Consider the following 24,442-nt stretch of genomic DNA (forward strand, 5'->3'; position numbering starts at 1 on the left):
GTGGCTATGCGCGCGGGACTGCATCGGGAAGGTATCCTGCGAAATGCCGGTTTGATCCACGCTAGTCGGGTTGATCTCATCCTGTTCTCGCTGGTGCCCCGTGATCTCGGAGCGCCTCAACGATAGTAAGCAATCAATAGATTGAACGCACTCAACTCGGCAGATCAGTGCACTCTGATCTGCCGCAGCGTGGTCAGAGCGGTGACATCACGATCTTGACGAGGTGAGGTTCCGCTGGGTCGTCTACGTCGAACTGAAGCAACCAGCTCCCCGGCCGGAGTGCGGCCTCTTCGCTCCCGTCAGCGTCACCGATTTGGAGTCGCCAAGTGGGAACATCGAAGGCGGTTTCGTACGGCAACTCGTCGACTCGCTGAGCCTTCACCCGGATGTCAAGGGTGACGTCACCATCGCCCTCGTCGACCGTGCCGACATGAACGACTAGAACAGCGACATGGGAAGCAGTGGACAGCACCGGGTCCTCGCCCGTGTGGAAGTCGATGTCAAACCCACCTGGCACTCGGCGTCGCTGATGTTGATGCATGTCGCCGGGGGATGGGGCTTGGCGGTCGAGGTTCTGGCGCGAAGGGACGGCAGAACCTCGTTGCTGGGACGGGTTCGAGCCGGGGCCGGTTTGGGAAGCGACTGAACACGGCACCTGCCCAGCGGCCTACCGGTACGCAAACCGGGACCCGCGAAGCCACAGCCTTGCACGGAAGGGACGAGCGCGAGTCGCCGCCGGCCGGGCTGGTAGCGGTTGGTGTCGTCGATGGTTTACTGTCCGGCGTGGCCCTGAGCCCCGGCTTGCCAGATGAGTTGCACGAACTTTTCCCGGATGCGGATGCCGGCGATCGCACCTTTGTCGGTGTCGTTGCCGCCAGGACGGACCGTGCTACCCGAAATCCGGCGACGGCGACCAGCCCGCGTTGTGGGTAGGCGACGGACCGGCGTTGCCGGGTCTGTGGTCGCGGATACGTGCCGAGCACGCCCGGTCGGGTCTGTGGCCGTTGCTGGTTGACGGGCGCGCTCCGGCAGGTACTGGCCAATCTGCTGGGTAACGTACGCGCCCGTACCTTTCAGCCTCGGGTTAAAGGTGTAGTCGCGGCAGCCGCTGCCTCCCGACCATGGGGTCCGTCCAGACACGCGTCAGCGGGAGGGCCCATGTCGATACTGAGAGCGGTGTTGGTCGGTGCCCTTGTCCCGATCTCGGTGCCGGTGGCGGCCGTTGCCGCGCCGGTGGAGCACGTCTATGAAGCGGTGGTTCCGGCGGATCGCCGGGCCGTCGCGCTCGGTGAGGGCTGGGCGCGTTCGGCCGACCAGTCCTGGATCACGGCTGGTGACCAGGACGGCTTCCATCTGCTGACCGCCGACGCGTCCGACGGCTACCGGTGGCGCACCGCGGCGACGCTGAGCGAGCCGGGCATCGAGGCGGACCAGTGGATCGGCAACGCATGCGTGACCGGGTCCGGCGACCGGGCCGTCGTGGTCTACGCGCCGCGCACGTTCACCAACAACGAGGCGCTGTTCGACCGGGGCGGCTTCACCGCGGTCGTGGACCTGGGCACCGGCGCGGTGCGCAAGCTGACGGTCCGCACCAGCCTCGCCTACTTCAACCCGGGCTGCGGCGCAGGCGAGGACGCTGTGCTCACCCAGGCCACCGAGGCGGGCGGCACCAAGACCCGGCTGTTGACGGTGGACGGGCGTACCGGCGCGATGCGGGCGCCGATCACCGTCCCGGGCCAGCTCACCTCGCCGGTGCCGACCGTGAAGGGCATCGTGGCCGCCGACCGGGGCGCGGTGGTACGGGTGGACGGCGAGGGCGTGCGCCGGGTGCTAGCGCCGGCGGCGTCGGTGCCGTTCCGCCTAACCGCGGACGCCGACGGCGGCGTTGTGTACCTGGAACGCACCCGCGACGGCGCGCTCGCCCGCCGGGTCACGTTGGGCGGCACGGCGTCCACGGTGGCGCGCGGCCCGCTGACCGGCCTGGACGTGACGTCCGGCCGTGGCGGGCGCGTCTACGTCACAGGCACCGGCCGGGACGCCGGCATCGAGGACGCGCCGAGCGTCCGCACGCTCGACGTGCCGGCCGGCAGCCGGGTCTCCACCGAGGGTGCGCTCGTGGTCACGTCGGTGCTGCGGACCGGCGCGGCCGACCCGCGGGTGCCGGTCGCCCGCACGGCGCCGGACGTACGGATCGACGCGCGGTCGTTGACCACCGGTGCCGAGTTGACCTTCGCCGAGGTCGGCACGGGCGCGGTGAACGGGCGGGAGCTGAGTCCCGCGTTGCAGCCCGCAGGCGATGGCAGCGCCGGGCCGCGGGCGATAGCGTCCGACCCGGCCGATCCTGCGGACATGGCCGACCGCTACTGCTCGGTGCCCCGCAACGACCCGCGCAATCAGGCGATGCAGCCCAAGCCCCGGCAGGTGGAGTGGGCGGTAGACCAGGCCGTGCGCGGCGTGCTGAACGTGGCCCGGCCGGCGAACTGGAAGAACCTCGGCATGTCGGCCTACACGCCGCAGACGATGTTCCCGCCGGTCCCGCTGAACGGCGGCGGCGATGTCCCAGCGCAGATCATGCTGGGCATCGCGGCGCAGGAATCCAACCTGTGGCAGGCAGCCCGTTTCGCGGTGCCCGGCGTGACCGCGAACCCGCTGATCGGCAACTACTACGGCGTCAACATCTACAACGGCACCGAGACCGACGACTGGACGATCCGCTTCGACCACGCCGACTGCGGCTACGGCGTCACGCAGGTGACCGACGGCATGCGCCTGCTCGGCCGGGAGAAGGACGAGAACGACACGGCGCGGCCGTACGAGGAGCAGCGAGCGATCGCGCTGGACTTCGCCGCCAATGTCGCGGCCGGGCTGCAGATCCTGCAGAAGAAGTGGAACCAGACCCGCCAGGCCGGCCTGTACATCAACAACGGCCTGTCCTCGAAGATCGAGAACTGGTACTTCGCCGTCTGGGCGTACAACTCGGGTTTCTATCCGCAGGCGGAGGCCGCTGCCAACGACGGCGCCTGGGGTGTCGGCTGGGCCAACAACCCGGCCAACCCGAAGTATCCGGCCAACCGCGGCTCGTTCCTGGAGACCGACGAGTACCGCGTCGACTATGCCGACGCCGCGCACCCGCAGGACTGGCCCTATCCGGAGAAGGTGATGGGCTGGGCCGCGCACCCGGTCGAGGTGCTGGAGGCGCCGGACACGCTCGTCGCCGGCTACCGCGCCGCGTGGTGGAACGGCGACTCGGTCACCGCGCCGCGCAACCGCCACCACGTCATCCCGCCGCACGACATGTTCTGCGACTTCAGCAACAACTGCGACTTCGGGGCGACCTGGCTGCCAGACGACCCGAAGGTGATCGGCGAGCCAGCCGGGCCATGCGCCCACCGCAACGCGGCCGGACGCATCGACCTCAAGTGCTGGTACCACCGGCCGGCGGGCTGGAAACCGGACTGCGTGACCACCGACCCGGCACGGACCCCCACCTGCGGCAACGAACTGCTGCGGTTCGACCCTGGCTACGCCTACCAGGAGGACGGCACGGCCTACCCGCCCCGCTGTGATCTCTCCGGCCTGCCGGCCGGCGCGCGGGTGGTCGACAACCTGGCGTCCTGGATCCCGTCGGTGCGCCCGAACTGTCCCCGCACCGCGAACGCGGGCAGCTTCGGGTTCCACTTCACCGAGAACGCGGCTGGACAGCGACCTGGCAAGATCGACACACACCAGTTGGGGATGGGCTTCGGCGGCCACTTCTGGATGTCCAACGCCCGCACGTCGACCGCACTCGAGGCGACCGGGCGATGGACGTTCGACCAGACGTTCAGCGGCCTTGCCAAGATCTATGTCCACCTGCCACAACTGCACAACGGCACCACCCAGGCCCGCTACCACATCAAGACCCAGTTCGGGATACGGCAAAGCGTCGTGCGCCAGCAAGGTGACGGTAACCGGTGGATCCCGATCGGCACGTACATGTTCAACAACGTTCCCGAGGTCAGCCTCAGCACGGTCACCCTCGACGGCAACGGCGCGGAGCGCGTCGCCTGGGACGCGGTCGCGCTGGTCCCCGCAGCCAGCATGAAGACCGTGAAGATGCTCGACTGGAACGTCGCCGGCGCCGCCGACCACTTCGGCGACACGACCGTAATCGACCGGCTGGTGACCGAGGTACTCGACCGGCAGCCGGAGGTCCTCACGCTCAACGAGGTCTGCCAGAACCAGTACAACTACCTCCTCGACCGGCTCACCGACGTCGGCTACCAGATGGCCGGCACCTTCGCTCCCGCCGAGGCCGGCAACCTCTGGTGCGCGCCCGGAGACCCGACGGCACTGCTCAACGTCGGCAATGTCGTCCTCATCCGAGGCACCGTCACCCGCACACAAAAGTTCATCTTCGGCCTCGACAACAAGCTCGCCGAGGACGGGCTCCCGATCCCCGAGATCACGAAACGGTCGGTCGCGTGCGTGACGGGGCGTCTGCCCGGCGCCGACCGGGACACCAAATTCTGCGCGACCCACCTGGAGAAGGGCTACCCGGCCAACCAGGAGGCCGCGGTGCAAGCTCGCGAGCTCGCCCGCGTCTTCGGGCCGGAGGCACGCCAGATGCCACTGGTCATCGCCGGCGACACGAACATACCCACACCACCGACCGACGCCGGCCTCGGACCGCTCTACGGCGCACCGCTGGGCACCGGCGACTTCTGGGAAGTCGAACAGGAACGGGTCTGCATCTCCCTCCCCACCTGCGAACTCTTCCAAGGCGGCCAAGCGACCTACAGCGACCGCAAGCTCGACTACGTCTTCGCCAGCCGCTGGCACCTGTACGTCCCGATCGGCCGGGTCGTCGTCAACCGCGACGTCGGCACTTGCGATGACATCCCCTGCTCCGACCACTACCTCGTGCACAGCCAGGTCATCCTCCCGACCCCCTGAAAGGAGTGGAACCATGAAAGCCGTTTCCCCGTCCGCCGGCTCCCCCGGACATGAGAAAGACAAGGACCTGGCAAGGGCTCGCCGGCCGCCTGCTGGTGGCGGTGACCGCGCTGCTGCTCGCGGCGGCGCCGACCCCGGCGCGGGCGGTCGGACGAGATCGGCTGTGGCTGGGAGCCGTACAAATACCGGATGGTCGGACTGGAGGACATCAACGGGGACGACAACGGCGACCTGGTCGCGCGGGACATCGCGGGCTTCGTCTACGCCTGGTACGGCCTCGGCGCCGGCGGCTTCACGGCCGCCCACCTGGTCAACGGGATCATCCTGGACAACCGGGTCCTGGTCGGCTGACCGCCAGCACCAACTCTGCGAGATTCATAGACATCGAGCTACCGCGACGTCCGTCGCGATCCCGACCGTAGCTCCCGCGGCCTCACCCTCCATATCCCCACGACCAACCCGCGGGGGTTGACCGTGCATCGCGGACGGTGAGGCCGCGGGAGCAACGGTCTCGGCCACGGCGGACATCGCGGCAGCCCTCCGCCGCGGACCGGAAGGCTCGGCTGAGCTGACAGCAGGACATCCGCACGGCCAAGGAACTCTTGTCACTTTGGGCAGCTTTGGTAGGTTCACCACTCATGGTCTCTCGTCGATCCTTGTTGCGCGGCGCCACCGGGCTCGCCGTCACTACGCCACTGGTGGTGGCGGCTGCCGGCCCGGCAGCCGCCACCAGCCCAACCGTGCCCCGAACCATGTCCGCCGCCCGGGGCACAGTCCCGGCCGGCGTCGCGGTCTCGCCGATGCTCCCGCTCACCCACCTGTCGGTCGCGGGAGCCGAGTCGGTACGGATCCGGACCGCGGACGGCCTGCAGCCCTGGCAGCCGGTGACCGACTGCCCGTGCGGCCCGGACGGCACCGCAGTGCGGCGCCGTACCCTGATCCCCGCCTCCGGCGCGCTCAGCTACGAGGTACGCGGCAATGCGGTGCGGGTAACCGAAGTAAACACCGTGGACGGCCCGGCCCGGGCGACCGCCGCCCCGGAAGCTCCCCTGCCCTTCACGGCGCCCGCCCAGTTCCGCCCCCGCTACCTGAGCCGGGCGGCCTGGGGAGCCGACGAGTCGTACCGCCTCAACCCGGACGGCACGCTGGACACCCCGCCCGCGTTCTACCCGGTGCAGACCCTCACCGTGCACCACAGCGGAGAGGCTAACCCGCCCCCGGACCCGATCCCCCACATCCGCGGCATCTACTACAACCAGGCGGTCGTCAACGACTGGGGCGACATCGGCTACCAGTTGATCATCGACGAGCACGGCCGGGTGTACGAGGGCACGTACTCCGACCCCGACTCGATTCCGGTGTTCGGGCCGACGCTCAGCACCAATGGGCTCCCGATGATGGTGAACGGCAGTCACGTCGGCGGCTTCAACGCCGGCAACATCGGTATCTGCGTGCTCGGCAACTACATGCTGGGCCCGCCCTCGGCGGCGTCGATGCGGTCGCTGACCCACGTGCTGGCGCTCCTGGCGGCGACGACCCGGCTCAACCCGCTGGGCACCACGCGCTACGTGAACCCGGTGTCCGGCGCGTCGGCGACCATCGCCACGATCGCCGGCCACCAGGACTGGCACACCGCCAACCCCGCGGCCGGTGCCACGCTGTGCCCGGGCGACCACCTGTACGCCCTGCTGCCCAGGATCCGCGCCGACGTCGACGCGCTGGTGCGACGCCTGCCCGTGAGCGCCAGGGGCTGACCCTCGCGATAGCCTTCTCCGCTGAGCACCGCCCTCTCCCCCGTGCCGCAGCCGGGTTGAAATAGGCCAGCGAGCTCTGCACCGTCGGCTTCTTCACCACACCGGTGTGCAGGTCGACCACCGCGGTGAAGCCGCCCCGGTCGAAGAAATCGGGCTTGTTGGTGAACGGCGCAGCGCATACACCACCAGGCGGCGGCCGAAGCCGGTGAGGCAGGCGTTGCCGATCCACATGTCCCTGTCGAAGCCCGGTTCGGCCAGCGAGGCCGCGGGCCTTCCAGCCGTATCCGTCCTTAGCCGCTGCGACAAGGATGTGCAGTCGAGTGCTCGCGCGGCGGGTGGGCTGAGCGCCACCGCCATCACCGTCAGCCCAGCCGCGGCCGCCGCTGTGGCGGCGCAACGCCGCCGATGCGGATCATGACGAAGCACTACTAGGCCGCGCCGGTTCGCAGGAGCCGGGCCAGGTCGACCACCGAGTCGTGCCACGGCGTCGCGCAGTGGTGCCGTACCGCGGCCTCCAGCCGTCGGCCCCGCTCCGCGCGCTCGTCCGGGCCCATCTCGATCGCGTATCGGAGCGCCTCTGCGGTCTGGGCGACGTCAAGCGGGTGCACGCCCAGCGCGGCATCCGCGAGCAGTTCGGACGATCCACACTCCTCGGACACGACTACCACTCCCGACCTCGTGTTCAGTAGAGGCCCTTCCTGTGCGACGAGGTTCATCCCCTCGCGCACCGGGTTCACCAGCAGCACGTCGTACTCCGCGAGCAGCGCGATCGCCCGATCGTAGTCATCCTCCCGATAGACGATCACCGGGGGACGCCCGTCAACGGTATGCCGCGCGTTGATGTCGCGGGCGAGCCGGTCGAGCGTGTCGGCGTGCTCCCGGTAGCCGGGGACGGACTCCCGGGTCGGCACCAGGTGGTGGACAAACACCGTGTTTCTCGCCAGGTCCGACGACTCCGTCAGGAGCAGATCGGCGGCGCGGAGCCCACGCTCGACGTTCTTCATCGGGTCGGCCCGGTCGACCCTCCCCACCAACCGGCGCCCGCCGCTGACCCGCCGGAGCGCCGAACGGTGTCGCGCCACGTCCGCCGTGCCGGCCCGGGTGTCCAGGTGGTGTATGTCGGGCCCGACTGGCGCCACGAACGAGAACGAGTCGCGAGTTTCGAGATAGTCGCGACAGCACTGCTCGAACGCGCGCTGCCAGCGGGTCGACTGGAAGCCCGCGGGCACCGCGTTCAATGAGGAGAGCACCTGCCCGGCGACCGGCCGCGCGAGCGTGCCGAGGCTGTCCGGGTAGACGAACGGGATGTGGTGGAAGTACGCCAAGGCGAGGTCCGGTCGTTGCCGCTTCAGCATGCCGGGGACGAGCATGAGCTGGTAGTCGTGTACGACGACCGCCTCCCCGGGGCGGGCCAGCACAGCGACCTCGGCGGCGACGAGACGGTTGACCTCCTGGTATCCGCGCCACGCCCGGTGGAACAGCCGGTCGTACGACGGCGCGTGGCTACGGTCGAAACCGTTGTGGAACAGCGGCCAGAGCAGCGAGTTGGCGAACAGGTCGTAGTGCAGGTGCGCGGTCTCCGGATCGACGGCGACGGGGTGGAGACGTCCCGACCCGCCGAACATCTCATCCGCGCGCCGCCGGACCTCTGCGCTCCAGCCCGGATGTCCGGTGGTGAAAAGCCAACTGGTGTCCCGACTCGCCAGCGCGGGGGCGAGCGTGTTAACGAGCCCGCCCGTCGCCCGCCTGATCACGGTGGTGTCGCCGTCGCCAGCGCTGGTGACCGGACCGCGGTACGAGACGACTATCAAGCGGGATCCTCGACGGTCGAAACGGTCGCCGGCGAGCCGTCGGACGGGCCGCTGCGGAGCTCGGCCACGACGTGCGCCAGTCCGGTGTCCAGGCTGACGCTGGGTCGCCAGTCGAGCAACGCGGCCATCAGCTCCGTGTCCGCGACCCGGACCTCCGCCCCGACCGGCTTGGCCGGATCGGACACCACCGTCGGCGAGTAGCCGACGCAGCGGGCCAGGCTCTCGGCCACCTCGCGGAAGGTGGTGCCGATCCCGGTGCCGAGATTGACGGCGGTGCCTCCGGAGATCCGGTCCAGTGCGCGCCGCGCTCCCGCCACGAGGTCGGAGACGAACAGGAAGTCCCGCTGCTGGACGCCCGGCCCCCAGACCGGGAGCGGATCCACTCGCGCGATCGCCCGTTCAGCGATCGCCGTCACCGGATACGACCGCGCCTGGCCGGGACCGTAGCCGCTGAATGGGCGCACGCACGCCACGTGGATGCCCGCCTTGGCGGAGACGTTGCGGGCCAGGAACTCGCCGGTGAGCTTGGACCAGCCGTACACGCCGTCCGTACCCATGCCCGAATGCTGGTCGACAAGTGCCTCGTGGAGCGCCGCGTTGCCTCCAAAACGCTGCATTTCGACGGGATAGGTCGCGCTGGAGCTCATGTAGAGCACGCGGCCGATGGAATCGGTGTGCTCGGCGACCCAGGAGAAGAATGCGGCGTCGATGGCGAGATTTTCCGCGATGAACAGTGGCCGTCTGTCCATCGTTAGCCTTCCGCCCACACGAGCGGCCAGATGGTAGACGTCGTCGAACGGGCCCCAGTGTCGAGCCCAGTGCGCTCCGGGCAGTTTTCGCAGGCCAACACGTACGTCGGTGCGGAGAATCCAAATCTCCGCCCCCGCGTCCGTCTCGTATTTCCCGACGGTGTCCTCGGGGCGGTCGACCAATCCGGCATCGAGCCACGTCACCGGGTTGGCACCGGCCGAAAGGTCGTCGATGATGCAGATAATCCCCGCGCCGTCGGCCAATAGGTCCTTGACGAGATTTCGCCCTACGAAGCCGCAGCCGCCCGTTATCAACGTCGCCGCCACGTGGCCACCTCCTGCTTCGGCGGGACCGCGCGACCGTGCGGGTTCGGCCCGCCCGCCGGATCGCACTCGATGGGATAACCCCGGCTAATGATGCGTCCTGCCAGTTGCCGACGTCAATTGATTCCCATCGAATATTCGACATCTGCGTACCCTTTGGACAGGCGCCCAGGAATTGTCGATCAGAGGATCTGACCGTATGAGGGGTCGACCCAGGGCCGGGAAACGCGAGATGCTTGGGGCGCGTGCCCAGCGCTTCTGACACGGGCGGTGATTCGTATGTCCGGGAGCACCGGACCGGTGGACGAGCCGAGGAGCGAGCGCTCGGTAAGGATCGTCGGGTCGTACGGGGTCCAGATCGGTGACCACAACACACAGACCAATGTGTTCGCACCGGACCGGTCGCTGGTGCCGCCGCCGGACGCCGTGGTCCCGCCGGCCGGCACGCACAACCTTCCCGCACCCGCGGCCGTTTTCGTCGGCCGCGACCTGGAGGCCCTCGATCAGCTGCTCAGCCGGGGGCACGGCGCGATCGGTCAGGTCGTGCACGGCCTCGGCGGCATCGGCAAGACCGAGCTGGCCATCCACTACGCGCGCCGCTACGCGCACCGGTACACCTTCGTCTGGTGGATCACGGCGGACACCCCGGAGCGGGTCACGCTCGGCCTCGCCGACCTGACGACGAGGCTGCATCCGATGCCGAACCTCGCCCAGGCCACGACCTGGGCGATCGGCTGGCTGCAGAGCCACCCGGGCTGGCTTCTGGTCCTCGACAACGTCGAAGACCCAGCCGACGTCGGCGACCTGTTTGGCGCGTTGCACGGCCGGGGTCACATCCTGGTCACCACCCGCCGGGACCTCGGCGACGCGCGCTGGGCGAGGCTGAGCCTGGCGACGCTTCACCTCGGCGTGCTGGACCGCGCCGCGAGCGTCCAGCTCCTCACGCGCCTGACGCGCCGTACCGACGAGGCCGCCTTCCAGCTGCTCGCCGCCGATCTGGGCGATCTGCCGTTGGCGCTGGAGCAGGCCGCCGCGTACATCACCCAGCACCAGGTGACCCCTGCCGACTATCGGGCCCTACTGGCCAGGCACCCGGCGCGAATGTACGACGCCGCCGGCGAAGGCGGAAACCAGGATCGCACGGTCCGTCGGGTGTGGACGGTTACCATGAACGCGGTCGCCGCCCGCTCGACGCTGGCGGCACGACTGCTGCGCGTGCTGGCCTACCTGGCGCCGGAGGAGCTGCCGGACGACGTGCTGGTCCCGCTGGCCGATGAGCCGCTCGACGTGTCCGAGGCTCTGGCGCTCCTCGCCTCCTACAGCATGGTGACGCGCGCCAGCGGGAGCGTCAGCGTGCACCGGTTGGTCCAGGCAATCACGCGGACGGCGGATACAACCGATCTCGCCCCGAGGTCCGCCGAGCCGCCCGTGGTGGAGCAGGCGCTGCGGCTGATCCGCGACGCACTGCCCGGCGATGTGTGGCGTGACGTCGCCGGATGGCCACGGTGGAACCTGCTGCTTCCGCACATCAACGCGATCGTCGCCCACCTGCCGCCCGAGCACCGCACGTCAGACCTTCCGTACGTCCTGGATCTGACCGGGGCGTACCTCCAAGTGCAGGGCCAGCTGGTGCAGGGCACGGCGTACCTCGCCGACGCTCTGGTCCGGTACGAGGCCCACCTGGGAGCCGACCACCCGGACGTCGTGGCGTCGCGCAACAACCTCGCGACGGCGTACGAGTCGCTGGGACGGCTCGGCGACGCGATCCCGCTGTACGAGCAGTCCCTCGACACCAGCGAGCGCCTCTTCGGCGACGACGACCCGACCACACTGGTTGTGCGCAACAATCTCGCCAGCGCCTACCGTTCCGCCGGCCGGGTGGCGGCGTCCGTGGCGCTGTTCGAGCAGGTCGTCGACCGTAACGAGCAGCTGCGTGGTGAGGAGCATCCGGATACGTTGACCTCCCGGAACAACCTGGCCTACGGGTACCGGTCGATGGGGCGCGTCGCTGACGCGATCCCGCTGTTCGAGCGGAACCTGCGGGACCGGGAGCGCATTCTAGGCCCGAAACATCCCGACACGCTCACCTCCCGGGGCAACCTCGCGGGGGCGTATGAGGCGATCGGCCGGTTGGCGGAGGCGATCTCGCTGTACGAAAGGGCCGCCACGGAACGCCGGGACGTCCTCGGCAGCGAGCATCCGCACACGCTGGCGGCCGCCAGCAACCTCGCCTGCGTGTACCTGTCGGCGGGCGAGGCGGACCGGGCCCTGGCCGTTTTGGAGGACAACCACGTCCAACGTGAGCGCGTGTCAGGTCCTGACCATCCGGACACGATCGCCTGCCGCAACAACCTCGCCAACGCGTACCTCGCCAAGGGCCGGCTCGGCGACGCCCTCGCACTCTACGAGCAGAACGCCGAGCGGTGCCCACAGGTCCTCGGTGCGGAGCATCCGTACTCACTCACGGCCCGCAACAACCTCGCGTACGCCTACCGCTCCATCGGCCGGATCGACGAGGCCGTCGCGATGTTCGAGCGCAACCTCGCGGACCGCCGGAGGGTGTTGGACGCCGCGCATCCCGACACGCTGACCGCCCGCAACAACCTCGCCAGCGCCTACCGGTTGGCGGGGCGGATCGACGAGGCGGCCGCGATGTTCGAGGACGTGCTCGCCGACCGGCGCCGGCTCCTCGGCGACGAACACCCGGACACGCTGGTCTCCGCGACCAACCTGGGGTCCGCGTACCGGGCGCTCGGGCGGGTCGACGACGCGATCGCGACGCTGGAGCAGAACTCCGATCGCTGCCGGAGAGTCCTAGGCCCGGCGCATCCGGCCACCCTGACTTGCCTGAACAACCTCGCACTAGGCTACGCGTGGGCGGACCGCCGCGACGATGCCGTCGCGCTGCTTCTGCAGACGCGGTCCGACGGCGAGGAGCGGTGGGGTGTCGACCACCCGCTCACCGCCATGGCGACGGCCAACCTCGCCGCGATCCGTCCGGCATGACCGGACGCCAGCTCAGTCGAAAGTGTTGGTCTGCGTGTTGTGGTCACCCACCTGGACGCCCTTGGCGCCGGACGCGTAGACCGTATACTTCCCGGCCCGTACCCCGTCCGGGTCGGCGAGCTCCAACAGCAGGCGCGCGGCGGCCAGCACGTCCGCGTCGTCGGCCGCCCCGCTGGCGGTTAGCTCGTCGCCAAGTGCCACCTGCCAGTGGGCAGGCTCGGTCTCCCGTGCATCGAGGGCCGCCTGTGCCCGCGGACGCCCCGCGAGCCGGGTCCGCAGTTGACGCTTCAGCGTGTCGTAGGCATCGGTGAGCGCGGCCTTCGCCACGTCGGTCGTGCCGGTGGCGACACCTGCCACGAGCGCGGCGATGATCAGCTCGACATCAGTCACTGCGGCCACCTTTCGTGACGGACAATAGGCGATTCTGTCACAGACATCACAGACACCCGGCCTTAATATCGTCCAGGGGCGGCGATGGACTTGTCCTGCCCGTTCACCGATCATGAACCTCATGGAGGACCAGCAGGCGCCGCAGTCGGCCGAGGGTGAGGCGAAGGTCATCACGCTCTGCGGCTCGACCAAGTTTGAGGCTGAGTTCGCGGAGGTCAACCAGCGGCTCACGATGGAAGGTTGCGTCGTGATCAGCCTCGGAATGTTCAGCCTCCCCGATCTGCCGGACTACGACTGGACAGTCGACAGCTCGGACCTGAGGGGGCGGCTTGGCGGCGTGCACTTCCAAAAGATTCGCATGGCTGACGAGGTGTACATCGTGGATCCGGGCGGCTACTTAGGTGAGTCAACCCGACGGGAGATTGCCTACGCGGAGTCGCTCGGCAAGCCGGTTCGGTATCTGAGTCGCGAGCGCTTGGCGCGAATGGGAGACGGCCCCCAAGAGTGAGTCCGACCGGCGGTCCGCTCATCGGCAGTTGCGGTAAGTAAGCAACCAACCAACCAGCCGTGACGTTCCGTAGCGAGCTCCATGGCGGCATGAGAGATGCCCGGTGCCGGCCCCTCGACGCAGCGAAGCACCCGGATGCCGGGCGACGTCGTGCGGGGGGAGATCGGACTCAGCGAGCGGGAACCGGCTCGGACGACGGCCGCCACTCCCGCCTGATCAGCCCGTAGACCCACGAGTCAGAGACCTCGCCGTTCACGACGCAGTCTTCCCGCAACGTTCCTTCCCGCACGAACCCGAGCTTCTCCAGCACTCGGGCAGATGCCACGTTGCGCGTATCGGTCTCGGCCTGGACTCGATTCAGGTCCAGCGTGTCGAATGCCCACCGCAGTAAGGCGCGCGCGGCCTCCGTCGCGTAGCCATGGCCCCACGCTGCCTCGTCGAAGCAGTAGCCCAGCGATGCGCTGCGGTAGTCCGGATTCCACCGGCTCAGGCCGCACCAGCCGATGAACGCCCCGTCGGAGACACGATCCACGGCCAACCGCGCCCCGGTGCCCTCCTCTGCCATCTGCCGGCAAGCCGTGATGAACCGCTCGGCGCGCCCGCGTTCGCTCCACGGTGGCGCGTCCCAGTAGCGCAGCACGTAGGCGTTGCTGTGCAGCGCGAAGAGGGCGTTCGCATCCGCGTCGTCGAAGGGACGCAGCCGAAGGCGAGCGGTGGGCAGCGTAGGAGTGGGCAGCGACATACGCGTCATGGTCCCTCCCGTGATTGGTGGCCGATCAACCAGACATCCGGTGCCCTGCCACGTAGCTCAGCGCTTCTGCGGGCGAGGCTTCGTCGGATTAGGGGGCCTCGTCGAACGCACGCAGAGTGTGCTGGATCAGCGCGTCGAGTTCGCCGGGGTCGGGCATGCCCAGGTGGTAGACGAGCCGGTGGTAGAGAGGCCCGTAGAGCAGATCCACCGCGATGTCGAGGTTCGCGTCGGCGGCGAGTTGCCCGCTGAGCTGCGCTTGCCGCATGCGGTCCTTGAACTGGGCGATGCGGGGTGCGATCAGTCGTTTCCGAAGCTCGCCGGCTAGCTCGGTGTCCTGGAGAGCTTCGGCGATCAAACCGACGACCGCGGAGCGGTCCGGAGGCGTGAGCAGATGGATGACGGCGGTGAGTTGGGTGCGCAGGTCTGCGGCAAGGTCACCGGTGTTTGGGTAGTCAGCCACCATGGTTGCCACGTCGTCGATGGCCTCCAGTACTACCGTGCCCTTCGACGGCCACCATCGGTAGATCGTCTTCTTGCTGACGCCAGCTCTGGCGGCGATGGCCTCGATGGTGAGTCGGCCGTAACCGGACTCGGCGCAGAGCTGTAGCGCCGCGTCGAGGATGGCTCGGCGGCTCGTCTCGCTTCTGCGGTGTGGGTTCGGGGACACAGGCACGACTACCACTATATCGGAAACGGCACGTGTCGTGTTGACACCTGGTCTACACGGCACGTAGCGTGTCGCCTGTCTCCGGCACACATGCCGGAGGCCGGAGCCGGGACGCCGCGACAGCAGCGGATTTCCGTCCTCACGCCGGCAAGGCTCCGAAACCAGATCCTGATCGGAGGCTTCCATGGGCAAGGTCGTTGCCGCGATGTCGATCTCAGTCGACGGGTACGTCGGCGCGAGTGACCCCGAGCAATGGTTTGCGGTGCACAATCGCGTGCACAACTGGGTGTTCGGGCTGGCCGCGTGGCGGGAGCGCCAGGGCATGGACGGCGGTGAGGACACGATCTCCTCGGAACTGGTCGGCGACGAATTCGCCAACACCGGCGCCTACGTCATGGGCCGCACCATGTTCAACTTCGGCGAAGAACCCTGGGGCGAGCAACCACCGTTCCGCGCCCCCGTCTTCGTGGTCACCCACCGGGCGCGCCAGCCGCTGCACCGGACCGGCACCAGCTTCACGTTCGTGACCGAAGGGTTGGAATCGGCCGTCAAGCAAGCCACCGAGGCCGCCGCGGGACGCGACGTGTTCCTGTCGGGTGGCGCCGGCATCGTCCAGCAGGCCATCGCCGCCGGGCTGCTCGACGAACTGCATCTGCACCAGGCCCCGGTGCTGCTTGGCACCGGAGTCCGGCTGTGGGACCACATCGGCCCTGATTGGAAGGAGCTCACCCCCATCCGCATCACACCCGGCGACGGTGTGACGCACCTGTACTACCAGTTCGTCCGCTGACCCGCGCCACTGGTCGCATGTCCACCGACGGCGTGTCAGCACGCCCAACACGCCGTCGGCGCCCAGCCTCCACTCGGCCCAGCAATCTCGCTGCCCAACCCCGGCGTGGTCAGGATCCTTTCCAGAAGGGCTACGCGCCCTGGTCGCGGGCTCATCCCACCCCGTCGGCAATACGCCCGCGACAACGACCGCGGGTGACCCTCCGACAGCAAACCAGAGCGGCGAACCCAGGCGGAAGCGGATGCACAACGCGTCACGCGGTTTTCTTAGCCGGCGCCCTCATCTCGGCCACGAGCGTGCGCAGCGGGCAGCCTGCGTGCGCGTCACGCCGCGTTACCCGCCACTGCAGGCGGACGCGCACGCTCGGCGGCAGATCCGGATGCCCCGTTTACGGTTCACCAGCGGCTGATAGAAGGCCTGCGAGGAAGCACGGCATGCGCCCTTCGATTGCGGGTTAGAGGCGGCTGCTCCAAGGTTCTTCGACGCCGGCGCGTACCGCGCTACGCCCGGGCGGTAGGTCAAGAACGTCGATCAGGCTGGGGTCCTCGTCCACGGCGTGGTGCAGGTGTCCGACCTTGCCGGCACTGCCGTCCGCGTCGGAGGCGCCGATCAGCTGCCAGATCCCGTCGTCCGCGTCATGACTGACCAGTAGGACGGGCTCGTGGCGTTCGAAGACCTCGGGGGTCTGGATGCAGGTGGTGCCCAGCAGCCAATGCCGCATCCACCAGGCTCGTCGATCGTGCTGCATGACGTGGTCGGTGACCCACCAGACGAACGGCAGGTCCTCGTGGGCGCGCGCCTGCGCCGCGGTCAGGTCCCGACCGCCCTGCGGTACCCGCTCGAACGGCTCGTCGGTGAGCGAGAACGCGTGGCCGTCCTCGTTCGCGAAGACGATCGCGTGGAACGTGCCACCGCCGGGATTGCCGGCGCCGATCCCGATCGACAGCCGGGGGCGGAGCGCTTCCATCGTGGTCTTGCCCTCGGCCAGACGGCGCTGGTAGTAGGCGCGACCCGGGGTGTCGTGCCGTAGTTGCACGACGGCCATGATGTGCAGGACTCGGTTGATGCGTCGATTGCCGGCCCGGGAGAGTCGGTGGCGTTTTTGGTCGCCGGAGGATGCCTCGATCGGGGCGGTGCCGTTCCAGGATGCGAAGTGCGCGGCGGTGGCGAACCGGGCGATGTTACCGATGTCGCCGATGAGCCGGGCGGCTCCGGAAGGGCCGATCCCGTTGAGCTCGGCCAAGGAGCTGCCGGTCGCGGTGACGAGCTGGCGCAGTCGCTTGTCCGCGGCCCGGATCTTGGTGTCGATCATGGCCAGTTCGTCGATGAGTTCGCGGGCGAGTTGGTGGCGGGTCTGGGCGAGGATGCCTACTGGCGCCGGCGCGGTGCGCAGCAGGTAGCTGGCCTGGCCGCGGGTGAGGAACTTCTTCGCCCCACCGGGGATGAGCTCGAGAATCGGCGGATAGCCGCAGGTCACGGCTCGACAAGCTGCTATCAGCCGCGAGGCCCTACAGTCGTGGTCACCGGCTGGGACGTGTCTACACTCGCCATGGACACCGATCGTTGTCCGATGGGGACGCTCGCTGTCCCGAGGAACGCCCGTTTCCGGGACACCAAACTGCAAGATCGCGGGCGGGGCTATTTCGGGGCGTGGTACCGGATGGCGAGGCCGGACTCTTTCAGGTACTCGTCCTTCAGTTTCCCGCCGACCGCCCACATGTCGCTGGTACCGGGGATGTTGGCGATGTCGTTGAACTCGTTGCTGGAGCCGGCCGGGTTGGGGACGGTCGTCCAGGCGGTGCTGTCCTTGCCTCGATGCAGGAGGTAGGCGGTCCCGCCGCTGAACTGCCGCGGGGGCAGTTTCTGTCCGACGACCCAGACGCCGCCGTGGCCGTCGGACGCGACCGCACTGAGGTGACCCCTTAGCCGGGGAACGTCCACGACAGACCATTCCACGCCGTTCCACCGGATGGCGAAGGGATGGTCGTCTGCGGCGCCGACCACCCAGACGTCGCCGGGAGTGCCGCCGACAGCCAGCAGCTCGGCGGCTGGCGTCAGTTGCGGTGGTTGGACCCGGCGCCAGGTCTGCCCGCCGGTCCACTGCGCCATCAGAGGCTCCAACGGCCTACCGTCAGCACCGCTGTAGACGGTACCCACCGCCCACACCTCGTTCGCCGCGATCACTCCCAGCCGGGTGGGCACCTTGTTCGGTGCGAAGCCCGGCATCTCGGTCCAGCACCAGCCGCCGCCGACGTGGCGCACCGCGAAGGCGTTCGCCCCACCGACACCGCTCTGCCGGACCAGAACCCACACATCGTCCGGGTTCCACGCTTCCACGTCCCAGTAGTTGCGGTTGATCGTATCCGGGCTTTCGCCCTGCCGGGCAGGGATGTCCACCGCCTCCAGACTCGTTCCGTTCCACTGCCGGATGCTACCGATCGAGCTGACCCAGACCTTGTCCGGTGCCACGGCCTCGATTCTCACGGGAACGCCGTGGGACTCCTGAAGCCACTCCCGGACCGGCTGCACGCGCCAGCTCACGCCGTCCCATCGGGCCAACGCCATCGGGTGGGAGTAGTCGGATTGGGGACGCGCTACCGCCCAGGCGTGATTCTCATCGATGACATCGATATCGGTGAAACTCAGCTCCTTCATCGACGCGGCACTCGCCTCGACGCCCCATCGCCCCGACGCTTCCGGCGACGGCGGATCCTCGATCGGCGGCTGGCCCGCCGTCGCCGCACAGGGGTCTTTTCGCTCCGGCCTGTCGTCGGAGCGGGTCGCGCCGCAACCGCTACAGCCAGCCATGACTACGCCAGCAACGCAAGCCGCGAGGGCGGACCGAGTGCGCATCCGTCAACTCCAGACACCGACGATCCTCCGCGACGCGATGGGCCGTCGCCGGGTCATCAGCCCACCAGCTTGTCCAAAGCTCGCAAACACCCGCGAAAGGGCGTTGCGGCAAACAGTCTGGTGCAAGGCAGTCGGCGAGCACAAGGCAGCGGGTACCCGGAGACCGGCCTAGTCCAACATCATTGCCCTCATCAGCCAACGCCTGGCCACACAACCCCAACGCTCCAGCCGCGAAACAAAAACGCCTGCTCAACGTCTGGCAGCTCTACCAACGCCTCTTCGACCGCCTCGCCCCCTCCACGACGACAACGCGCAGGTCCAACGAGCCTGCCACCTCGTCATCCACGCCGAGATCATCACCCGCTGGCCGGCACTGCAGCGCCACCTCTACCAAGTCGTTGACGGCCAACGCCTGCTGCAACACCTCGCCCAAGCCGCGACCGACGACAACACTTGGAAACAGGCCATCCAACTGGACGACGACCTCGCCAAACACACCAGATCGCTTAACAGCCTGCGAGAACTCTTACGCGACCATCACGGCGTCAACGTCGCGCACTTGGCACACCGCTGAGACGTACATCGGGCAGTCCGACGACTACCCAACCTGGATGAAGTCGATGTTCGGTAGTCCGGCTGCCGTGGTCGGAACCAACCGGACGGTGTTGCTGCCGGCGTTCATCACCGCGGTCAGGGTCTTGGTGGACCATCCCGTCCAGGCGCCGGTGCTCTCGAACGACACCGTCGCCACCGTGGATCCGTTGACGACCAGGTTCGCCGGCCGCGCGCCGCCGCCGTTGGCGAAGCGGACGCCGAGCGTGGCCGTGCCCGCCGCCGCCGCGTTCACCGTGAGTTGGGAGTAGGCGCCGACCGCGTTGGTGCCGTTGCAGAATCCGCTGCCGGAGAAGCCGGCGTGGTTGGAATCGATCGTGCCCTGGCACACCGCCGGCGGGGTTTCCGCCTCGTAGCGCTGCCCCGCCGGCGGCGGTGTCGTCGGCGGCTGCGTCGGGCCCAGGTTGGCTTCCCACCTGGTGTTGGAGCCGGCCGCGTCGGACGGAAGGCGGTCGCGGGCGGCGAGGTCGCCGTACATGGTCCAACGCATCCAGTCGAGCCAGGTCCTGACGGCCACGGCGTTGGTGTTGCCCCAAGTGGCGGTGTGGTCCGCACCGATGAAGGTGAGGAAGGCCTTGGCCGGGGGCAGTTCGGCGTAGGCCTGGCGGGCCGAGGAGTACTGGCAGACGGGGTCCCGGTCGCCATGCATGAACAGGACCTTGGCCTTGACCGTGCTGCTCGGGTTACCCATGTCCACGCAGGCCATCGGGACCGCCACCGTGATGCGGGAGTCGGGGAAGGCGGTGAGCAGCGCATGGGTTGTCATGCCGCCCATGGAGTAGCCGGACACGCCGACGCCGGCCGCTGTGTCGATGTGGCCGGCCAACGGGTCACTGCCGGTGTTCAGGGCCAGCGTCCGGGTGATGACTTCCGAGACGTCCCTGGGCAGGTTGCCGTTGTACGTATCGCCGATGCTGGCACTGGTGAAGACGGGGGCCGGGACGATGAAGCCCGCCGCGGCCAGCGGGCGGATGTGGTCCAGGGCGCCATTCGGGCTGGCGCCACTGCCGTGTGTGTACTCGCAGACGGGGAAGACGCCCGGGGCGACGGGTGCGTTGGTGATCGGCCTGCCGCCGGCGGAGCCGGTAGCGGGGTAGTACACCATGGTGGTTACCTGGCGGGAGCCACGCATCCAGTTGTACTGGCGCACACCCACGGCGAACGGGGTGGTCGGCGCCGTCCGCAGGGGCCGGGTTTCAGTGGCGTTCGCCTGCCAGGTACCGAGCAGGGATAAGCCTCCCAAGGTCGCCGCGCCGGCAGCGCTCATCAGAAAGGTACGTCGGCGCATCGACATGATGCCTCCTGGTGGTGGGGCGTTGTGAACGCGTGGATGTAGGTGCTGTTTGCGACCACAGCTGTCGACGGGACTAGCTGATGGTTCGGAGGGGTCGGGAGCGCTGTACGACTGAAGGACGGGACGGCGGCGGCAACAACCCTGGTGACCGAGGGCGGGTCGCGGACGCGGCGAACCTCTGCTGCCGTCGCTTCGGGCGAGGACGGAATCGTTGTCGACGGTCCGCAGCAAGTCACCAGGTAGCCGACCGATACGTAGCCGCTGGCATGGTTCGCCAGGGGGAGCGCGATCCGCCACTGTGCGTCGGTGGCCGAGCCGGCGTTCGGGCCGGTCCGCACGTAGAAGTTGAGGTGCCGCACGTACGGGTCTGGGAAGTTGTACGACCTCGGCCGGCTGATGCCCACGGTGCGGGTGCGCTACGTGGCTCCCAGAGCGTCGGACTCCGCGTGGGTGATGGGTTTGGAAGAATCCGTGGCTTTGCGGCTGGCGCCCAGCGCGTACTCGGAGCTACTGCGTAGCCGGCAAGTGTCGAGGTTTGCCGGGTTGGTCGAAATCGTGGCCCCCGGCTTGTGATCCTGGCATTCGTCCGAAGCCACCCGGCCACTGGCTGCTCCCGACTAGGTGCCGCCGCAGCGGCTGGTCGACAATGCGGGACGGAGCCGCGCTGTCGTCGATACTGACCACCGCTGCAGTCACAACGAAACGGCAAGAGCTCGCCTTCGCATGATGATCCAAACGGTCCTCGTCGCGTAGGCGCCCTCCGACCGACCCCGGTGAACGAGGGCCAGACGGACGTGGGCGAACGCGACGCGGACCTGTGAGGGCTCACAACCTGGCCCGGACATCGGGGGTCATCATCGATGAAGTCAGCGCCTCAAGCTGGTCGGTTAGGTTCATAGTCACTTGTGAGCGCTCCCAGTTCGGCCCGCGTTCGTGTCACGAGTGTGCCGACGACGCAGCGAAGTGTCAATCGATTCGTGTCGAAGTATGGGCGGAGCGACCGGTGGGTCGGTGGGTGCTCCGTGGGTGCTCCGTGGGTGCTCGGAGTGCCGGCGACCCTGGACGGATTCCATGCCGGGAATCTGGATTCTGGCTACGAGCGACCGCCGGCCGGGCGACTACGGTCGGTGACGGCCGCCCTGATCTGCTGATACTCGGCGCCCTCCGCCTGGATTGGCCAGGCAAGAATCCGGACGAAGGCACTCTAGGCGCGGTAGTGGGGACAAAGACGGCACGCCGCACGAGACCAGCGCCGCTTTTTGCTGTTCCGGGAGTCGCCAGGCGGCCACGTCCGATGCGGCGGCACGGACGACTCGGCCCGCTCCGGCCCAAGCCTCAAGCGCGCTGAAGACCGGAGGAGTCGGAAGATCGCTTGCCGTCATGGTCGACGAGACTAGCCCGAGCGCAGCGCGGGCGTACGCCGTGACATCCAGGCCACATCACACACGCTCATCGGCTACTTCCGTGCGTCGCCGGCAAGACCGAACTACATCAGCCACAACGGGCAGTAACGATGAGGTCGTCCGCGCCCCGCCGCCAAGCGATACAGCCAGACTTGATCCGAGGCTGGACCAACGAGGGACTGACCCTCTGCGTCGAGAGCTTGGCGTTCTGGTCGACCAGCGCCACGCTGACGGACGAGGGCAGGGTGAACTGGAGTCGCGGCCAGGACCGGCGGGGTATCTGGCACACGACAGTGGTCGCGCTCATCGCGGTAGCGTGCTCGGCCATTGTGGCCAGCTCAAGGCAGGGAACGAATAGGCCAGCCAGCGCAAGACCGCGCTGTCTTCTTGGGAGCGCGGCAGGTGTCGCCAACTGATCTGTGGGGTGATTCGAAACCCACACCGCCTCGGTCACCCCGGGTGTCGTTGATCTGCACCAGCCCGTGGGCGGCCGTTGAGAGAGCAGCGCCGGCCCGGCTGGCCCTCTACGATGGCCGGCATCATGGGTGAGGTTCCTGACGTGGTGGTGGCGCGGCTGGCCGCGCCGGTCGCCTCGGCGATGCGGGTAATCGTGGGCCGGATTCCGGCGACGCCTGCGGCGGTGTTGGGACGGATGGCCGCGCCGCCCGACGCAGGCCTGGGCTTAGGCTCTACTGCGCGGATGGTCCAAAGGTTGCGCCGGCCGGCGGCCAGCCGCCGCGTCCGAGCGATGCCCGCACCACCACCCGGCGCGCCCCAACCTAAGCCTGGCGCGGCATCGCCGATGCCGGCTGGCTACGTCGCCGTCCGTCCGGTTGGCGATTCGGCCACAGTGGACGCTCTTGGTACGCTGCCGACGCTGGTGGTCGAGCGCCTGCTCGGCGCGCTGGAGCTGACGGTGGCGGGCCTGAAGTACCCGGACCTCCCGGACATGTCGCCGTACGTCGGCGACCCGCCGGCGGGCCAGTTCGGCTTCATTGAGGCCAGCGAACAGAGCGACGCGGTCAAGGCCTCGTCGTTTGTGGACCGGCTGTACCCCGGCGCAGCAGACCTGGTGACATCGGTGTCCCGGCGCCTGGCCGCCGTCACCACGGTCAGTGAGCTGCTCACGGTGCGGCCGGACGCCATGGACGAGCCGACGATCGCCGCCGAGCACGGCCGGGCGTACCTGGCTTTGACGGTGACCACGGCGGGCGCGGTCCTGAGTCAGCTGAGGCTACCGCCCCTGGTCGACCGGTCAGCCGCCGTCGTAGGAGTCGCCCTCGGCGCCGCGACGTTGCTGCTGGGCGAGGCTCCGATGCCTGCCGGGTACGCGGCAGCGGTGCTGACGAAGGTACGAGCCGAGTACATGCTGCCTCGCCACACGGCTGGCTCGGTGATGGTGTCCGGGCACCGGTTCGCGCTGACCGAAGGTGCGGTTCCCGACGTGGTGAACTTCGCCGCCAACGGGTTGGCGTCCGTTGTGGACGGTGGCGTCGTCGTGCGCACCGGCGTCGAGAGCGGCAGAGTGTCGGTGATGCTTCGCGTGCTGGCCGAGCCGCCGCCCGCCGTCGAGGCGGGCTGGGAGGAGGTCGTCGAGGTCAGCTGGCGCGCGGCCGCCGGTCGTGCGTCCGTGGTCGGCGCCGACGGCGAGGCAGACGGGCGGTTCAGCAAGCAGGCACCGCCGTGGCCCGGCGAGTACCGGCTGCGGGTCAGCGCGACCGGCCGCGACGAGCAGGACGCCGCATCCGAGGCCTACGACCTGGTGGTCTGGCAGGCGACGGCCGCGCCGCAGGTGGTGCACCGGCGCACCGACCGGCTCGGTCACCGGTTGCGCGGCGAGCCCGAGCCGCCGCCGCGGCACCGGCCCGAAAAGGCCTACCGGTGGGTCCGCGACAGCACCCTGGCGGTGGCCGCGACAGTCACCGTGGTCACCGCAGCGACGGCAGAGCAGGTTCTGAAGGCGTTCGGCGCCGACCCGGCACGGCCCGAGCCGATACGTGAGATCGCCGACAACCTGCGCAACCGGGGATCCATCGATCCCTGGGTGGCCGTGCTGGACACCGCAGACGCGGTACTCGCCGTGGAGTACAACGGCTACCAGGGCGCTCAGGCGTCGGTTCTGTGCGGCGCGTCGCGGTGGGGGCGGGCGGCGAGTTGGTACTGGAACGTCAATGCTCTGACCCGGCTGTCCTTCGCAGAGGGCGGTGAGCTGCTGGCCGCGTTCGAACCCTGGGGTGCGCAGTTCGACGTGCCGGATACGGTCGCCGCCGCGCTCGACGGGCTCGACTTCGGCGAGATGGGCAGCCGTACGGGCAAGGGCCTGGTGGCGGTCGAGCGCTTCACCGGCCGTGGCATTACCGCCGACGACCTGGCCCAAATCGAGGCCGCTGACATCGGATACCGGATCACGGCAACCTGACGCCCGGTCGCTGGCCGCGGCCGCGCAGCTTGGCCAGCTCGGCTGCCTACCCGGCGTCGATGAAACGCACCGCGCTACGCAGCGGCACGACAGTGTCCCGGCAGCACTCACGGCTGCGGATGGGCTGGTGTGCTGGTGATGCAGGTGTTGGCCCAACGGTTTGCCTGCTCGGGCAG

The 24,442-nt window shown here is 68.8% G+C and carries 18 protein-coding genes; 8 read left to right on the forward strand and 10 right to left on the reverse strand.

Translation table 11 applies throughout. The annotated features are described in order from the left end of the window. Positions 1–223 precede the first annotated feature (223 nt). From V6V89_RS34510 to V6V89_RS34525, 4 genes are all read left to right on the forward strand, one after another. Complete coding sequence (locus V6V89_RS34510) at positions 224–442, forward strand: hypothetical protein (protein ID WP_334623770.1); 219 nt, start codon at positions 224–226, stop codon at positions 440–442. Positions 443–1,158: 716 nt separating this feature from the next. After that, the gene (locus V6V89_RS34515; protein WP_334623772.1) at positions 1,159–4,935 is read left to right on the forward strand and encodes a golvesin C-terminal-like domain-containing protein; all 3,777 of its coding nucleotides are present in this window, start codon (positions 1,159–1,161) and stop codon (positions 4,933–4,935) included. Between the two features lie 189 nt (positions 4,936–5,124). Further along, positions 5,125–5,286, forward strand: coding sequence for a hypothetical protein (locus V6V89_RS34520; protein ID WP_334623774.1), 162 nt, complete (start codon positions 5,125–5,127; stop codon positions 5,284–5,286). A gap of 287 nt (positions 5,287–5,573) precedes the next feature. Then, complete coding sequence (locus V6V89_RS34525; protein WP_334623775.1) at positions 5,574–6,689, forward strand: peptidoglycan recognition protein family protein; 1,116 nt, start codon at positions 5,574–5,576, stop codon at positions 6,687–6,689. Positions 6,690–7,117: 428 nt separating this feature from the next. Here V6V89_RS34525 and V6V89_RS34530 read toward each other — a convergent pair whose 3' ends face one another. Both V6V89_RS34530 and V6V89_RS34535 read right to left on the reverse strand, forming a co-directional pair. Next, entirely contained in the window at positions 7,118–8,500 is a 1,383-nt protein-coding gene (locus tag V6V89_RS34530; RefSeq protein WP_334623776.1) for an alpha,alpha-trehalose-phosphate synthase (UDP-forming), read from the reverse strand. Then, positions 8,497–9,576 carry an NAD-dependent epimerase/dehydratase family protein gene (locus V6V89_RS34535; protein WP_334623777.1) on the reverse strand — a complete coding sequence of 360 codons (1,080 nt, stop codon included), beginning with the start codon at positions 9,574–9,576 and terminating at the stop codon, positions 8,497–8,499. Before V6V89_RS34535 ends, V6V89_RS34530 begins: the two co-directional genes overlap by 4 nt. Before the next feature lie 276 nt (positions 9,577–9,852). Here V6V89_RS34535 and fxsT point away from each other — a divergent pair, with 276 nt between their 5' ends. Beyond that, complete coding sequence (fxsT, locus tag V6V89_RS34540; RefSeq protein WP_334623778.1) at positions 9,853–12,579, forward strand: FxSxx-COOH system tetratricopeptide repeat protein; 2,727 nt, start codon at positions 9,853–9,855, stop codon at positions 12,577–12,579. Between the two features lie 12 nt (positions 12,580–12,591). On the opposite strand, the gene V6V89_RS34545 is transcribed toward fxsT, so the two are convergent. Further along, positions 12,592–12,969, reverse strand: a complete 378-nt coding sequence (locus V6V89_RS34545) for a hypothetical protein (protein WP_334623780.1) — start codon at positions 12,967–12,969, stop codon at positions 12,592–12,594. A 121-nt stretch (positions 12,970–13,090) separates the two neighbouring features. Here V6V89_RS34545 and V6V89_RS34550 point away from each other — a divergent pair, with 121 nt between their 5' ends. Beyond that, entirely contained in the window at positions 13,091–13,477 is a 387-nt protein-coding gene (locus tag V6V89_RS34550) for a hypothetical protein (protein WP_334623781.1), read from the forward strand. Positions 13,478–13,646: 169 nt separating this feature from the next. On the opposite strand, the gene V6V89_RS34555 is transcribed toward V6V89_RS34550, so the two are convergent. Both V6V89_RS34555 and V6V89_RS34560 read right to left on the reverse strand, forming a co-directional pair. Beyond that, positions 13,647–14,228: a GNAT family N-acetyltransferase gene (locus V6V89_RS34555; RefSeq protein ID WP_334623782.1), complete on the reverse strand. Its 582-nt coding sequence runs from the start codon at positions 14,226–14,228 to the stop codon at positions 13,647–13,649. Positions 14,229–14,316: 88 nt separating this feature from the next. Then, positions 14,317–14,901, reverse strand: coding sequence for a TetR/AcrR family transcriptional regulator (locus V6V89_RS34560; protein WP_334623783.1), 585 nt, complete (start codon positions 14,899–14,901; stop codon positions 14,317–14,319). Between the two features lie 178 nt (positions 14,902–15,079). Between V6V89_RS34560 and V6V89_RS34565 the strand changes: the two genes are divergently transcribed. Then, entirely contained in the window at positions 15,080–15,685 is a 606-nt protein-coding gene (locus V6V89_RS34565; protein WP_334623784.1) for a dihydrofolate reductase family protein, read from the forward strand. Positions 15,686–16,139: 454 nt separating this feature from the next. Here V6V89_RS34565 and V6V89_RS34570 read toward each other — a convergent pair whose 3' ends face one another. The 5 genes from V6V89_RS34570 to V6V89_RS41940 form a co-directional block, all read right to left on the reverse strand. After that, positions 16,140–17,162, reverse strand: a complete 1,023-nt coding sequence (locus tag V6V89_RS34570; protein WP_334623785.1) for an IS110 family transposase — start codon at positions 17,160–17,162, stop codon at positions 16,140–16,142. 161 nt (positions 17,163–17,323) lie between these two features. Continuing rightward, complete coding sequence (locus V6V89_RS34575; protein WP_334623786.1) at positions 17,324–18,340, reverse strand: hypothetical protein; 1,017 nt, start codon at positions 18,338–18,340, stop codon at positions 17,324–17,326. Between the two features lie 463 nt (positions 18,341–18,803). Continuing rightward, positions 18,804–19,034: a hypothetical protein gene (locus V6V89_RS34580; protein ID WP_334623787.1), complete on the reverse strand. Its 231-nt coding sequence runs from the start codon at positions 19,032–19,034 to the stop codon at positions 18,804–18,806. A 102-nt stretch (positions 19,035–19,136) separates the two neighbouring features. Further along, a complete protein-coding gene (locus V6V89_RS34585) occupies positions 19,137–20,438 on the reverse strand; it encodes a carbohydrate-binding protein (protein ID WP_334623788.1) in 1,302 nt (433 codons plus the stop codon). A 1,124-nt stretch (positions 20,439–21,562) separates the two neighbouring features. Continuing rightward, positions 21,563–21,826: an SUKH-4 family immunity protein gene (locus tag V6V89_RS41940; RefSeq protein ID WP_442935280.1), complete on the reverse strand. Its 264-nt coding sequence runs from the start codon at positions 21,824–21,826 to the stop codon at positions 21,563–21,565. Between the two features lie 562 nt (positions 21,827–22,388). On the opposite strand from V6V89_RS41940, the gene V6V89_RS34590 reads away from it, so the two are divergent. After that, positions 22,389–24,266 (forward strand): DUF6461 domain-containing protein, encoded by a 1,878-nt coding sequence (locus tag V6V89_RS34590; protein WP_334623789.1) that lies wholly within the window; start codon positions 22,389–22,391, stop codon positions 24,264–24,266. The last annotated feature ends 176 nt before the right edge of the window (positions 24,267–24,442 follow it).

The organism is Micromonospora sp. CPCC 206061 (assembly GCF_036906915.1).
Taxonomy (GTDB): Bacteria; Actinomycetota; Actinomycetes; order Mycobacteriales; family Micromonosporaceae; genus Phytohabitans.